At 67.2% G+C, this 13,737-nt stretch carries 12 protein-coding genes; 4 read left to right on the forward strand and 8 right to left on the reverse strand.

The features are described from left to right. Window positions 1-95: 95 nt before the first annotated feature. On the reverse strand, window positions 96-1,769 hold the full coding sequence (locus tag K9U41_RS09925; protein ID WP_282640678.1) for an electron transfer flavoprotein-ubiquinone oxidoreductase: 1,674 nt from the start codon (window positions 1,767-1,769) through the stop codon (window positions 96-98). A gap of 335 nt (window positions 1,770-2,104) precedes the next feature. On the opposite strand from K9U41_RS09925, the gene K9U41_RS09930 reads away from it, so the two are divergent. Continuing rightward, window positions 2,105-3,073, forward strand: a complete 969-nt coding sequence (locus tag K9U41_RS09930; protein ID WP_282640679.1) for a uracil-DNA glycosylase — start codon at window positions 2,105-2,107, stop codon at window positions 3,071-3,073. 6 nt (window positions 3,074-3,079) lie between these two features. Here K9U41_RS09930 and K9U41_RS09935 read toward each other — a convergent pair whose 3' ends face one another. From K9U41_RS09935 to gcl, 5 genes are all read right to left on the reverse strand, one after another. Next, on the reverse strand, window positions 3,080-3,577 hold the full coding sequence (locus tag K9U41_RS09935) for a CYTH domain-containing protein (RefSeq protein ID WP_282640680.1): 498 nt from the start codon (window positions 3,575-3,577) through the stop codon (window positions 3,080-3,082). 186 nt (window positions 3,578-3,763) lie between these two features. Further along, window positions 3,764-5,335 (reverse strand): pyruvate kinase, encoded by a 1,572-nt coding sequence (pyk, locus tag K9U41_RS09940; RefSeq protein ID WP_282640681.1) that lies wholly within the window; start codon window positions 5,333-5,335, stop codon window positions 3,764-3,766. A 286-nt stretch (window positions 5,336-5,621) separates the two neighbouring features. After that, the gene (glxR, locus tag K9U41_RS09945) at window positions 5,622-6,500 is read right to left on the reverse strand and encodes a 2-hydroxy-3-oxopropionate reductase (protein WP_282640682.1); all 879 of its coding nucleotides are present in this window, start codon (window positions 6,498-6,500) and stop codon (window positions 5,622-5,624) included. Between the two features lie 53 nt (window positions 6,501-6,553). Next, a complete protein-coding gene (gene hyi / locus K9U41_RS09950) occupies window positions 6,554-7,333 on the reverse strand; it encodes a hydroxypyruvate isomerase (RefSeq protein WP_282640683.1) in 780 nt (259 codons plus the stop codon). 156 nt (window positions 7,334-7,489) lie between these two features. Beyond that, window positions 7,490-9,265, reverse strand: a complete 1,776-nt coding sequence (gcl, locus tag K9U41_RS09955; protein ID WP_282640684.1) for a glyoxylate carboligase — start codon at window positions 9,263-9,265, stop codon at window positions 7,490-7,492. A gap of 183 nt (window positions 9,266-9,448) precedes the next feature. Between gcl and K9U41_RS09960 the strand changes: the two genes are divergently transcribed. The 3 genes from K9U41_RS09960 (at window position 9,449) to K9U41_RS09970 (ending at window position 11,988) form a co-directional block, all read left to right on the forward strand. Next, window positions 9,449-9,724: a YARHG domain-containing protein gene (locus tag K9U41_RS09960; protein ID WP_282640685.1), complete on the forward strand. Its 276-nt coding sequence runs from the start codon at window positions 9,449-9,451 to the stop codon at window positions 9,722-9,724. Window positions 9,725-9,852: 128 nt separating this feature from the next. Continuing rightward, a complete protein-coding gene (gene pncB, locus K9U41_RS09965; protein ID WP_282640686.1) occupies window positions 9,853-11,145 on the forward strand; it encodes a nicotinate phosphoribosyltransferase in 1,293 nt (430 codons plus the stop codon). A 204-nt stretch (window positions 11,146-11,349) separates the two neighbouring features. Next, entirely contained in the window at window positions 11,350-11,988 is a 639-nt protein-coding gene (locus tag K9U41_RS09970; protein WP_282640687.1) for a peroxiredoxin, read from the forward strand. Between the two features lie 99 nt (window positions 11,989-12,087). Here K9U41_RS09970 and K9U41_RS09975 read toward each other — a convergent pair whose 3' ends face one another. After that, window positions 12,088-12,519, reverse strand: a complete 432-nt coding sequence (locus tag K9U41_RS09975) for a CBS domain-containing protein (RefSeq protein WP_282640688.1) — start codon at window positions 12,517-12,519, stop codon at window positions 12,088-12,090. Between the two features lie 233 nt (window positions 12,520-12,752). Beyond that, window positions 12,753-13,511 (reverse strand): rhomboid family intramembrane serine protease, encoded by a 759-nt coding sequence (locus tag K9U41_RS09980; protein WP_282640689.1) that lies wholly within the window; start codon window positions 13,509-13,511, stop codon window positions 12,753-12,755. Window positions 13,512-13,737: the final 226 nt, after the last annotated feature.

Genomic DNA, 13,737 nt, shown 5'->3' on the forward strand with positions numbered 1-13,737 from the left:
GGGCTGGGGTGGGGGCAGGCCCGCGCCCCGCGCACCGGCGGCGCGGAGAATGGCCGCGACCAGAGGCGGGAGAAACCCGCCCCTCCCCCGCCGCCTCACATATTCGGATAGTTCGGCCCGCCGCCGCCTTCGGGGGCGGTCCAGGTGATGTTCTGGTTGGGGTCCTTGATGTCGCAGGTCTTGCAGTGGACGCAATTCTGCGCGTTGATCTGGAAGCGCGGCGCGTCCGCCCCCTCCTCGATCCACTCATAGACGCCGGCCGGACAATAGCGGTTGGACGGGCCGGCATAGATGTCGTGCTCCGACGCCTTCTGCAGGGCCATGTCCTTCACCACCAGATGCACCTGCTGGTCTTCCTCGTGGTTGGTGTTGGAGATGAACACCGACGACAATTTGTCGAAGGTCAGCACCCCATCCGGCTTGGGATAGGCGATCTTCTTGCAGTCCTTGGCCGGCTTCAGGGAGGCGGCGTCGGTCTTGCCGTGCTTCAGGGTGCCGAACAGGGAGAAGCCCAGCGTGTTGGTCCACATGTCCAGCGCGCCGAGCGGAATGCCGATGAAGGTGCCGAGCTTCGACCACAGGGGCTTCACGTTGCGCACCTTCTTCAGGTCCGCGCCGATGGCGGACGAGCGCCAGGCCGCCTCGTAGCTCGCAAGCTCGTCATGGCCGCGATCCTCGGCCAGCGCCCCGGCGAGGTGGTCGGCGGCGAGGATGCCGGAGAGCACCGCATTGTGGCTGCCCTTGATGCGCGGCACGTTCACGAAGCCCGCCGCGCAGCCCACCAGCACGCCGCCGGGGAAGCTGAGCCTGGGCACGCTCTGGTAGCCGCCTTCCGACAACGCCCGCGCGCCATAGGCGATGCGCTTGCCGCCCTCGAAGGTGTCGCGGAAGAAGGGGTGGGTCTTGAAGCGCTGGAACTCGTCGAAGGGCGAGAGCCAGGGGTTCTGGTAGTTGAGGTGGACCACGAAGCCCACCATCACCTGCTCGTCCTCCATGTGATAGAGGAAGGCGCCGCCGCCGGCCTTGCCGTCGAGCGGCCAGCCGAAGCCATGCTGCACCAGGCCAGGCTTGTGCTTCTCCGGCTTCACCTTCCACAGCTCCTTCAGGCCGATGCCGAACTTGGGCACGTCGCTGCCGGCGTCGAGGGCGAACTTGCTGATGAGCTGCTTGGTGAGGTGGCCCCGCGCGCCCTCGGCGAACACGGTGTAGCGCCCGCGCAATTCCATGCCGCGGGTGAACTCGCCCTTGGGCACGCCATTCTTGTCGACGCCCATGTCGCCGGTGGCGATGCCGGCCACCGCGCCTTTCTCGTCATAAAGGATCTCGTCGGCGGCAAAGCCGGGATAGATCTCCACCCCCAGCGCCTCGGCCTTCTGCGCGAGGAAGCGGCAGACATTGCCCAGGGAGCCGACATAATTGCCGTGGTTGTTCATCAGCGGCGGCATGGCGAAATTGGGCAGGCGAATGCCGCCGGCGGGGCCGAGCAGGTAGAAATGATCGTCGTTGACCTGCACCGAGAGCGGCGCGTCCGCCTCCTCGCGCCAGCCGGGCAGCAGCGCGTCGAGGCCGACCGGATCGATGACCGCGCCGGAGAGGATGTGAGCGCCCACCTCGGAGCCCTTCTCCACCACCACCACCGAGATGTCGGCCCCGCGTTCGGCCGCCTGCTGCTTCAGGCGAATGGCGGTGGCAAGACCGGCAGGCCCGGCGCCAACCACCACCACGTCATAATCCATGCCTTCGCGTTCAGGCAGATCCGCCGCGCTCATGCCACAAGCTCCCCTGTCTTTCGTTCCTTGCTTGGACTTCTTCCACGGTTGCAGCGCAATGACAATTGGGTCGATGCCGTAAACGGCAATCGAGTGCCCTATAGGAGCAGAAGATAACTCGAGGCGGCAAGTGGGCTTCCGGAATAGACGGCCCTCTCCATCCCGCCGACTGCAGCGTGAGCGTACCGCCCACCGAAGCCCCACGCAGGCATCGGGCCTGGGTTTCTGCGTTCGGCCGTACCGATGATCGCGGCGGCTCGGGCCTGGGGGCTGGAGACCGCCGGGCCAATCAGATAGCGATGCCATCTCCCCGGATCGCGCTCTAGAATGGCCCCATGAGCCTCCCGCCCCCAGATGACCTCGCCGACCTCGCCGACATTCTTGCCTTCTATCTGGAGGCGGGCGTGGACGTGGCCGTGGGCGAAGCGCCGGTGGACCGTTTCGCCGAAAGCGCCGCGGAGCAGGCCAAGGGACGAACTGCAACGCGGACAGCGGCGGAGCCCACCGCACCTGTGTCCCCCACCGGCGCGCCCGGCCCGGCCGGGGCGGCAGCCCCAACCGCCCCGAACCGCCCGGTCGCGGCGCCCTCCTTCAAGCAATCCCCTGCGTCCCGCTCCAACGGCATGTCGCCCGCCGCCAAGTCGCCCGCGGCCATGTCGCCCGCTCCTGCGGGCGCGTCGGCGCTGGTCACCCATCCGCCGGACGAGGCGGTGATGTCGGCGCGCGAAGCCGCGCGGAATGCCGAAAGCCTCGATGCCCTGCGCGCCATCCTCGACGGCTTCGAGGGCTGCGCCCTGAAGCGCACGGCGACCCGGCTGGTGTTCGCCGACGGCAATCCACAGGCGAAGGTGATGTTCGTGGGCGAGGCGCCGGGCCGCGACGAGGACCAGCAGGGCCTGCCCTTCGTGGGCCGCTCGGGCCGGCTGCTGGATTTGATGATGGCGGCCATCGGCCTCGACCGCACCAGCGCCTACATCGCCAATGTCATCCCCTGGCGCCCGCCGGGCAACCGCACACCGACGCCCCAGGAAACGGCGGTGTGCCTGCCCTTCATCAAGCGCCAGATCGAGCTGGCGGACCCGGATATCCTGGTGTGCCTCGGCGGCCCGTCGGCACAGGCGCTGCTCGCCACCACCGAGGGCATCACCCGGCTGCGCGGGCGGTTCATGGACTATGAGAGCGGCACGCGGACCATCCGCGCCATCGCCACCTTCCACCCGGCCTATCTGCTGCGCACCCCGCTGGGCAAGCGCCTCGCCTGGCGCGACATGCTGGCGGTGGAAGCGGCGCTGAAGGGGGCGTGAAGGGCCTCAGGCGCCGTTGCCCAGCTCCGCATCGACCAGAGCAGGGCCGCCCAGCGGCGCGCTCACGAGGGAGGAGTTGCGGTAGCGCGGATCGTCGGTGACTTCCTCGCCCACCCAGTCGGGCAGCGCGACCCGCTCGTCCGGACCGGCGAGTTCCACCTCGGCCATGACGAGGCCGTCATTCTCGCCCTCGAACACGTCGACGGTCCAAAGCTTCCCGGCATGCTCCAGGGAATAGCGCGTCTTCTCGATGAGCGGCCGCGCGCACAAGGTCTCCAGCATGACCTCGGCGTCGCGCAGGGGAATGGGATATTCGAACTCGGCGCGGCTGATACCCTGCGTCTTGCCCTTCACCGTGACGAAGGCCTCACTATCCGCAATGCGGATGCGCACGGTGGCGCCGGAGCCGGAGCACAGATAGCCCTGCCGGATGGCACAGGCCCGCGCGCCCGCGCGCCAGCTACGGGATTTGACGAGAAATTTGCGTTCGATTTCGACAGGCATCGGCTGCTTGACCCAATCGTCAACAGCTTAACTCCATTTTGCGCCGGGACGTCCAGAGCCGGGATGGTCCCATGACACCAACTGGTCCAAGAAAACGATTTCGGCCCCTCCCCTGCGTCAGAACGCAGCAACGGGAGGCGGGCGCGCGGGTGCGGCCGGAGATTGTCCGGCCGCACCCCCATCACCTCAGGCGTGCACCTTGCCGCCGTGCGCCTTCTTCTCGTGCGCCTTCGCATCCCCGGTCTTCGCCTCATGGGCCTTGGGCGTCCGGGCCGCGGGCGTGTCGGCATCGTGGCGGGAGGGCGGGCTGTCGGCGCCGATGGTGGTGATGCGCATGATGTTGGTGGTGCCGGGCTTCGCGAACGGCACGCCGGCGGTGATGGCCAGCCGGTCCCCCGGCTTGCCCAGGCCATGCTCCACCGCGGTGCGCACCGCCGTGTCCACCATGTCGCCGAAGGAGTGGATGTCCTCCTTCATGTGCACGGCGTGCACCCCATAGGAGAGCGCGAGGCGCCGCGCGGTCTCTATGGACGGGGTCAGTCCGAGGATCGGGATCGCCGGGCGCTCGCGCGCCGCCCGCAACCCCGTGGTGCCGGACAGGGTGAAGGCCACCAGCGCCGAGGCATCCACCGCGATGGCCGCCTGGTAGGTGGCCTTGGTGACCGCATCGCCGATGGTCTTGCCCCATTCCGCCTGGGTGGCGTCCAGCACCTGGCGATAGCCGGGATCGCACTCCACGTGGCGGATGATGTCGTCCATGAAGGTCACGGCCTCCACCGGGAACTGGCCTGCCGCCGTCTCCGCCGAGAGCATCACGCAGTCGGCGCCCTCATAGACGGCGGTGGCCACGTCCGACACCTCGGCGCGGGTGGGCACCGGGGCGGTGATCATGGATTCCAGCATCTGGGTGGCGACGATGACCGGGCGGCCGAACTTGCGCGCCTCGGCGATCATGCGCTTCTGCAGCGCCGGCACCTCGGCCAGCGAGATTTCCACGCCAAGGTCGCCGCGGGCCACCATGATGGAGTCGGACAATTCCACCAGTTCGGTGAGATACTCCACCGCCGACGGCTTCTCCATCTTCAGCATCACCGCCGCGCGGTCCTTGATGAGGGCGCGGGCCTCGTGGATGTCCTCCGGCCGCTGGACGAAGGAGAGGGCGATCCACTCCACCCCGGCCTCGCAGGCGAACTCCAGGTCGAGGCGGTCCTTGTCGGTGAGCGGCGACAGCGGCAGCACCACGTCGGGGATGTTGAAGCCCTTGTTGTTGGAGAGCCTGGTGCCCGCCACCACCTGGGCCTCCAGGAAGCCCTCGCCCTTCTTGATCACCTTGAGGCGCACCTTGCCGTCGTCGCACAGCACGGTGGAACCCACATTCAGCGCGGCGAGGATATCGGGGTGGGGGATCGGCACGCGGGTCTCGTCGCCGAGCCGGTCCACGTCGGCATCGAAGTGCAGGATGTCGCCGGCCTTGATGGCAATGGCGCCGTCCTTGAAGCGGCCGATGCGCAGCTTCGGGCCCTGCATATCGGCGATGACGCCGATGGGCCGGTTCATCTCCTTTTCCAGCCGGCGGATGCGGTCCAGCACCACCCCGTGGTCGGCCTGGGTGCCGTGGCTGAAATTGAGCCGGAACACGTCCACGCCGGCGAGAAACAGCTCCTTCAGCTTCTCCTCGCTGTTGGAGGCGGGGCCAACGGTGGCGACGATCTTGGTGGCTCGCTGACGCTTCAGGGGCTGCTGGCGCTTCGTGGGCATGACTTTCCTCCGGCTCCCGCGATTGATCACGCGTTGGTTGTGCGTCTTGTTGAGTCGAGCGTCTCTACGGGCATCATGCGCGCCCTTCATGTACGCATAAAGTCGCATAAGCGGCAGCACGGCTGACCGATGGGCGAGGGGGTTCCGCGCTCTCCCCGGATGTCCGCAGCTGGAGCGCGCGCCGATCAGCCTGGCCGGAAGGCACCACGGCCGGCCGCCTCCTGCCCTCCCCCGCACGGGGGGAGGGACCATGCTCAACGAAGGCGGGGCTGACCCCGCCCCGGGCTCAGGCGATCTCGTGATTCGCCAGCAGTTCCAGCGCCTTCACCATGGCGGAGTGGTCCCACTTGGAGCCGCCGTGGGCGGCGCAGGCGTTGAACAGCTCCTGGCAGGTGGCGGTGTTGGGCAGGCTCACGCCCAGGGCCTTGGCGCTCTGGAGGGCAAGGTTCAGGTCCTTCTGGTGCAGCTCGATGCGGAAGCCCGGATCGAAGGTGCGCTTCACCATGCGGTCGCCATGCACTTCGAGGATCTTGGAGGAGGCAAAGCCCCCCATCAGCGCCTGCCGCACCTTGGCCGGGTCGGCGCCCGCCTTGGAGGCGAACAGCAGCGCCTCGCCCACCGCCTCGATGGTGAGGGCCACGATGATCTGGTTGGCCACCTTGGTGGTCTGGCCGTCGCCATTGCCGCCCACGAGGGTGATGTTCTTGCCCATCTTCTCGAACAGGGGCTTCACCGTCTCGAACGCGCCTTCCGGCCCGCCCACCATGATGGTGAGGGAGGCGGCCTTGGCGCCCACCTCGCCGCCGGAGACCGGGGCATCCAGATAGTCGCAGCCAAGCGCGTTGATCTTCTCCGCGAAGCCCTTGGTGGCCACCGGCGAGATGGAACTCATGTCCACCACGATCTTGCCCTTGGTGAGGCCCTCGGCGACGCCACCCTTGCCGAACAGGGCTTCTTCCACGTGCGGGGTATCCGGCACCATGGTGATGATGATGTCGGCGGCCTTGGCCACGTCGGCGGAGGAGGCGCAGGCGGTGGCGCCCTTCGCCGTCAGTTCCTCCGGAATGCGGACCACGTCATAGACGAACAGGGTGTGGCCGGCGTCGATGAGGTGTCCCGCCATGGGGGAACCCATGATGCCGAGACCGATGAATCCGACGTTCATGTGCGTTTCTCCTGAAGAGTCGTGTTGTTCGTGCGCAATGGGAAGCCGGAGCATCAGCCCTTGTAGGGCGCGAACCAGCCGATGCCCTCGTCGGTGGTGGTCTTCGGCTTGTATTCGCAGCCGATCCAGCCGTCGTAGCCGGTGTCGTCGATGGCCTTGAACAGGAACGGATAGTTGATCTCGCCCGTGCCCGGCTCGCCGCGGCCCGGATTGTCGGCCAGCTGGATGTGCTTGATGCGGGCGATGTTGGCGCGGATGGTGGGGGTGAGGTCCCCTTCCATGATCTGCATATGATAGATGTCGTACTGGAAGAAGATGTCGTCGGCGCCCACTTCGTCCAGCACCGCCAGCGTCTGCTTTGTATTGTGCAGGTGGAAGCCGGGGATGTCGCGGGTGTTGATGGCCTCCACCACGAAGGGAATGCCCGCCTTCTTCAGTTCGGCGGCGGCGAACTTCAGGTTCGTCACCAGCGTCTCGTGGACCTTTTCGGCCGGGACATCCTTCGGGGTCAGGCCGACAAGGCAGTTCACGGCCTTGGTGCCCAGCGCCTTCGCATAGTCGATGCCCTTGCCGACGCTGTCCTGGAACTCGCCTTCGCGGCCCGGCAGGCAGGCGATGCCGCGCTCGCCCGCCGCCCAGTCGCCGGCCGGCAGATTGTGCAGCACCTGGGTGAGCTTGTGGGTGGCCAGCTTCTCCGCCAGCGCATCCTTCTCGTACGGATAGGGGAAGAGATATTCGACCCCGGTGAAGCCGGCCTGGGCCGCCTTTTCGAAGCGGTCGAGGAAGTCGATCTCGTTCCACAGCATGGTGAGGTTGGCGCAGAACTTGGGCATGCGTCTCTCCGCGGGCTGAGCCTTGGGCTTGTCACGCCGCCATGCCCCGGCCTTTCGGGGCATCCACGGCTTTATGGAAAGGGGCGAGGGGCGGCAAAGGGCACCCCCCGGAGAAGCCGGGGGGTGCCGCATGTGCAGGAGGGGACGTGCCGGGGCTTACTCCGCCGGCTCCAGGGCGCGGACCTGATCCAGCGGCACGTCGAGGATTTCCTCGAACTCGTTGACCGCGTTGATCTCCAGTCCCATGGCAATGTTGGTGACGCGCTCCAGGATGAACTCGATCACCACCGGCACCTGGTGCTCGTCCATGAGCTTCTGGGCGTTGGCGAAGGCATCCTTGAACTCGTTGGGGGTGCGCACCCGGATGGCCTTGCAGCCGAGGCCCTCGGCCACCGCCACATGGTCCACGCCGTAGGCGCCGGCCTCCTCCGAATTGATGTTGTCGAAGGCGAGGCTCACCTCGAAGTCCATGTTGAAGCCGCGCTGCGCCTGCCGGATGAGGCCGAGGTAGGAGTTGTTCACCACCACGTGCAGGTAGGGCAGCTTGTGCTGGGCGCCCACCGCCAGCTCTTCCACCATGAACTGGAAATCATAGTCGCCCGAGAGCGCCACGATCTTGGCATCGGGCCGCGCGGCGCGCACGCCGAGGGCCGCCGGCAGGGTCCAGCCCAGCGGGCCGGCCTGGCCGCAATTGATCCAGTGGCGCGGATTGTAGACGTGCAGGAACTGCGCGCCGGCGATCTGCGACAGGCCGATGGTGGACACATAGGTGACGTCGCGGCCCAGCGCCTCGTTCATCTCCTCATAGACACGCTGCGGCTTCAGCGGCACCACGTCGAAGTGGGACTTGCGCAGCATGGTCTGCTTGCGCTCCAGGCATTCGCCGGCCCACGCCGACCAGTCCGGCAGCTTGCCCTCGGCCTTCAGGGCCTTGGCAGCGGCGACGAACAGTTCCAGCGCCGCCTTCGCATCGGAGACGATGCCGAAATCCGGCCCGAACACGCGGCCGATCTGGGTCGGCTCGATGTCCACATGGATGAACTTGCGTCCTTCCGTATAGACCTCCACCGAGCCGGTGTGGCGGTTGGCCCAGCGGTTGCCGATGCCGACCACGAAGTCGGAGGCCAGCATGTTGGCATTGCCGTAGCGGTGCGAGGTCTGCAGGCCGCACATGCCCGCCATCAGCGGATGGTCGTCGGGGATGGTGCCCCAGCCCATGAGGGTGGGGATGACCGGTATGCCGGTCGTCTCCGCGAATTCCACGAGCAGGTCGGAGGCATCCGCATTGATGACGCCGCCGCCGGAGACGATGAGCGGGCGCTTGGCGCCGACGATCATCTCCATGGCCTTGTCGATCTGAGCCTGCGTCGCCGCCGGCTTGTAGACCGGCAGGCTGGCGTAGGTCTCCTCGTCGAACTCGATCTCGGCGAGCTGCACGTCGATGGGCAGGTCGATGAGCACCGGTCCGGGACGGCCGGAGCGCATGACGTGGAACGCCTGCTGGAACACCATGGGCACCAGCGCCGGCTCGCGCACGGTGACCGCCCACTTGGTGACCGGCTTGGCGATGGATTCGATGTCCACCGCCTGGAAGTCTTCCTTGTAGAGGCGGGCGCGGGGCGCCTGGCCGGTGATGCACAGGATCGGGATGGAGTCCGCGGAGGCGGAATAGAGGCCGGTGATCATGTCGGTGCCGGCGGGGCCGGAGGTGCCGATGCACACGCCGATGTTGCCGGCCACCGCGCGGGTGTAGCCCTCGGCCATGTGGGAGGCGCCCTCCACATGGCGCGCCAGCACGTGACGGATGGAGCCCCGCGCCTTCATGGCGGAATAGAGCGGGTTGATGGCCGCGCCCGGCACGCCGAAGGCGCAACGGATGCCCTCCTTCTCAAGGACACGGACGGCGGCATCGACTGCACGCATGCGGGCCATGGCACTTCCTCCCATTGGTCTTTTTGACTTGCATTCTGAATACGCCCCGGCCGTCTTCGCTTCTATGGGAAGAAACGGAATGACATTGATGCCCTGAGAGAAACAATCATGCGCACCGTCGTCATTCTCGCGGTCCGGTTGCGGTGCTAGCCTGCCCTGCGGGACGGAAGGCGGGAGGCGGGGATGCAGAAGACAGGACTGCTGTTTGGCGCCGTGGCGGGCGCCCTTCTGGCCCTCGCCCCGGCGGCGCAGGCCCAGACGCTGGGCGAATTGTCGTGCCGCGCCTTGTGGTATCAGCGCAATTCCGTCTATGCGGAGCGCGGCTACTGCTTCAAGACGGCGGACGCCGTCGCCACCTTCGGCGAGCGCTGCTTTCCGCCCTACGGCCAGCTCACCCCCTCCCAGCAGCGCTTCGTGGACGAGGTGAAGGCCTGGGAGGCCCGCAAGGGCTGCCGCTGAGCCCCGACGCCGAGGGGAATTTGCTGCGAACGGATCGCATTCACCGCCGACATGCTATAGGTGGTGCGCCTGCCCTGCGGACGCGTCCCTGACCGGACGCCGCCCCTTCTAACACCCGCAAGACGCCAATGACCGACATCGCCACGCGCGTCTACAACCACACCTGGAAGATCGACCCCATCGTGCGGTCCGTGCTCGACACGGACTTCTACAAGCTGCTGATGGGGCAGACGATCTTCAACCGCCACCGGGCGACGCGCGTCACCTTCGGCATCCACAACCGCTCCACCCACATCCGGCTGGCCGAGATCATCGATGTGGGCGCCCTGCGCGAGCAGCTCGACCATGTGCGCTCCCTCTCCCTCACGCGGGGCGAGAGCACGTGGCTGCGCGGCAACATGTTCTACGGCAAAAGGCAGATGTTCTCGCCGGACTATGTGGCCTGGCTGGAGGGCTTCCGCTTCCCCGCCTATCACCTGGAAAAGCGCGACGGGCAGTATGAGCTGACCTTCGAGGGGCCGTGGGTCGAGACCACCATGTGGGAGATCCCGGCGCTCGCCATCATCAACGAGCTGCGCTCGCGCGCGGTGCTGAAGGGCATGGGCAAGTTCGAGCTGCAGATCCTCTATGCCCGGGCCATGGCGCGGGTGTGGGAGAAGGTGCAGTTCCTCAAGACGCTGGCCCCCATCAACATTGCCGATTTCGGCACCCGCCGCCGCCACGGCTTCCTCTGGCAGGACTGGTGCGTGCAGGCCCTCATCGAAGGGCTGGGCGAGGGCTTCCTCGGCACCTCCAACTGCGTCATCGCCATGCGGCGGGAGGTGGAGGCCACCGGAACCAACGCCCACGAGCTGCCCATGGTCTATGCGGCGCTGGCCCGCAACGAGGAGGAGCTGCGCTGGGCGCCCTACCAGGTGCTGGCCGACTGGCAGGAGGATTACGACGGCAACCTGCGTGTCATCCTGCCCGACACCTACGGCACCAGCGGCTTCCTCGCCCATGCCCCCGACTGGGTGGCGCACTGGACCGGCATCCGCATCGACAGCAAGGACCCGGTGGAGGGCGGCGAGGAGGCCATCGCCTGGTGGAAGGCGCGGGGACAGGACCCCCAGGACAAGCTCGCCATCTTCTCCGACGCCCTCGATGCCGAGGAGGTGGCGCGGATCCACACGGCCTTCTCCGGGCGGGTGCGGCTCGGCTTCGGCTGGGGCACGCTGCTCACCAACGATTTCCGCGGCCTTGCCCCCAATGGCGCGCTCGATCCCATCTCCATCGTCTGCAAGGTGGTCTCGGCCAACGGCCGCCCGGCGGTGAAGCTCTCCGACAATCCCACCAAGGCCATGGGGCCGGCGCAGGAGATCGAGCGCTACAAAAGGGTGTTCGAGGTGGGCGAGCAGGTCGCCCGCCGCGCCGTGGTCTAGACGTCAAAACAACGGGATAGAGCACACGTCGATCCGCTTGCATCGCGCGCTGATCCTCACGCTCCCCCGACCGGTCTCATCCGCCGCCGTTCGCCCGAACCGCGCCGGCACGCGCTCGGCTGCGCGTGATTCACCTTTAAATGCATAAACGATGTGGTATAATTTCAATATCAACGCGTTTTATATGTGATATTGGAGAAGAACATGGCGACCCTGCGACTTGGCGACGTGGTTCCCGATTTCGAGGCCGTGACCACCGAAGGCCCCATCAAGTTTCACGAGTGGCTCGGCGACAGCTGGGGCATCCTGTTCTCCCACCCCAAGAACTTCACCCCGGTCTGCACCACCGAGCTCGGCCAGGCGTCGCACCTGAAGCCCGAGTTCGACAAGCGCGGCGTGAAGCTGCTCGGCCTGTCGGTGGATGCCATCGACAACCACCCGGCCTGGGTCGGCGACATCAAGGACGCCACCGGCGCCACCCTGAACTTCCCGCTGATCGCGGATGCGGACAAGAAGGTCTCCGACCTCTACGACCTCATCCATCCCAACGCGAACGACACCCTCACCGTGCGCTCGGTGTTCATCATCGGGCCGGACAAGAAGCTGAAGCTGTCCCTGACCTATCCCGCCTCCACCGGCCGCAACTTCGCGGAGATCCTGCGGGTGGTGGACAGCCTCCAACTCACCGCCAAGCACTCGGTGGCGACCCCGGTGGACTGGAAGCACGGCGAGGACGTGATCATCGTCCCCTCCCTCTCCGACGACGCGGCGAAGGAGAAGTTCCCGGACGGCTGGAAGACCGTGAAGCCCTATCTGCGCGTGGTGCGCCAGCCGGGCGCGTGAGCGGCCGCACGGCCAGCCACCCTCCAACCTGCCGCGGGGTCTCTCCCGTCGCATGCGTCCCGGCCGGCTCACGCCGGCCGGTTTCGTTTCAGGCCGGCCTCAGGCCGACATGATGTAGTCGCGCAGCTGGGCGCTCTCGCGCTCCATCTCCTCCACGCGGAACTTCACCACGTCGCCGATGGAGATGATGCCCACCAGCTTGTCGCCCGACACCACGGGCACGTGGCGGAAGCGGCCGCGGGTCATGCGCTCCATGATCACCGGAATGGTCTCGTCGGGCGTGCAGGTCACCACCGCGCGGGTCATCACGCTGGACAGCGGCTCGGCGAGCACGCCGACCCCCTGCTCGCCGATCAGGCGCACCACATCGCGCTCGGAGATGATGCCTTCCACGCTCATGGCGTCGTCAACCACGACGATGGCGCCGATGCGGCGCCCGGCAAGGCGCGCCACGGCATCACCCACGGTCGCGTCCGGACCGATGGTGCAGATGTCGTTGCCCTTGCGGCTGAGGATGACGCTCACGGTCATAGACGTTGGCTCCCTTCTCGTCATTCCAGGGACCGGCTCCGCCGTTGGCCGGTCTTCTCTGGCGCATGGTTTGGAAGAGCGATGATCCCTCGCAATGCGCTGCGACGCAAGCGCACACTATAGTTGGATATGCTCAGGCTGCGGTGCAGAGGGATCGGCGCCGGCTCCGGATCTCGCATTGCGGCAGCGCCTGAGCCGGGAGGCGCGCGATCCGGTCCCGGCAATATGGCCGCTCAGCCGGAACGGGGCCGGCTCTGGCGACGCGAGACCGGATCGAACAGCGGAAACAGCAGCAGCCCGGCGACGAAGCCGCCCACATGGGCCTGCCAGGCGATCTGCGCCCCGTCCGCCCCCGGCAGCGAAACCCCGACGGCGAACAGCAGGTTGAGGACAAAGAAGGCCGCCACGAACACCAGCACCCGGCGATCGCGGAAATTCTCCAGGAGCGAGCCGGCAGGCTGATGATCGGCGAAGAGGGAGCGCCGCCCCGACAGGGCCCCGCCGGGCGCAAAGGCGAAGCGCACCGCCGCCGCCATGGCGCCGGACACCGAGGCCGACGCGCCGATCAGCGGCACCAGGGCATCGGGATAGCTCAGGTAATGGGCCAGCGCGCCACCCGCCGCGGTCACCGCGAAAAAGGCGACGAACCGCGCCGAGCCGAAGCGCCGCGCCACCGGCGTGCCGAAGGCCAGGAGCCAGACCAGATTGACGATGACATGCATCCAGTTGGCATGCAGGAAGGCGTAACTCGCCGGGGTCCACAGCTTCGGACCGAAGCCGCCCGGCAGATAGAACAAGGTGTCGGGCAGGCCATAGCGGGCGGGGACGAAGGCGAAATAGAGCAGGACCTCCAGGTCCGCCTCGTCCGACAGCACGATCACGCGCAGCGCGTGGATGAGCACCAGCGCCAGCGCCAACACGGCGACCGCGCCAGGCACATTGAAGACGGGCTGCCGATCCGGCACGCCGGGGAAGGAAGGGCCACGGGACACGCCCTGCACATAGGGGCCCGGACCCGGCCCGGCAAGTAAAATGCGGCGTGTCAAAAAGGCCGGCGGGCCGCCCCGCCCCCGTCGCGACCCATGGCGCTACCGGTCCCGACCTGACCCACGGGCAAGGGCGGCCGGGCTCGGGAAGGCGCGCGGCCTTGAAGCGCGATCCGGGCAAATCGAACCCGTTTTCTCGGTGAATCGCCCTCTGAACTCAGGAAAGAGCACG

It is taken from the genome of Xanthobacter autotrophicus (assembly GCF_029991245.1).
Lineage (GTDB): Bacteria > Pseudomonadota > Alphaproteobacteria > Rhizobiales > Xanthobacteraceae > Xanthobacter > Xanthobacter autotrophicus_C.

What these genes read in the sequence shown, in the direction of transcription:
- K9U41_RS09925 (WP_282640678.1), bottom strand. Translation starts at nt 1,769, where the DNA reads ATGAGCGCGGCGGATCTGCCTGAACGCGAAGGCATGGATTATGACGTG.
- K9U41_RS09930 (WP_282640679.1), top strand. Translation starts at nt 2,105, where the DNA reads ATGAGCCTCCCGCCCCCAGATGACCTCGCCGACCTCGCCGACATTCTT.
- K9U41_RS09935 (WP_282640680.1), bottom strand. Translation starts at nt 3,577, where the DNA reads ATGCCTGTCGAAATCGAACGCAAATTTCTCGTCAAATCCCGTAGCTGG.
- pyk (WP_282640681.1), bottom strand. Translation starts at nt 5,335, where the DNA reads ATGCCCACGAAGCGCCAGCAGCCCCTGAAGCGTCAGCGAGCCACCAAG.
- glxR (WP_282640682.1), bottom strand. Translation starts at nt 6,500, where the DNA reads ATGAACGTCGGATTCATCGGTCTCGGCATCATGGGTTCCCCCATGGCG.
- hyi (WP_282640683.1), bottom strand. Translation starts at nt 7,333, where the DNA reads ATGCCCAAGTTCTGCGCCAACCTCACCATGCTGTGGAACGAGATCGAC.
- gcl (WP_282640684.1), bottom strand. Translation starts at nt 9,265, where the DNA reads ATGGCCCGCATGCGTGCAGTCGATGCCGCCGTCCGTGTCCTTGAGAAG.
- K9U41_RS09960 (WP_282640685.1), top strand. Translation starts at nt 9,449, where the DNA reads ATGCAGAAGACAGGACTGCTGTTTGGCGCCGTGGCGGGCGCCCTTCTG.
- pncB (WP_282640686.1), top strand. Translation starts at nt 9,853, where the DNA reads ATGACCGACATCGCCACGCGCGTCTACAACCACACCTGGAAGATCGAC.
- K9U41_RS09970 (WP_282640687.1), top strand. Translation starts at nt 11,350, where the DNA reads ATGGCGACCCTGCGACTTGGCGACGTGGTTCCCGATTTCGAGGCCGTG.
- K9U41_RS09975 (WP_282640688.1), bottom strand. Translation starts at nt 12,519, where the DNA reads ATGACCGTGAGCGTCATCCTCAGCCGCAAGGGCAACGACATCTGCACC.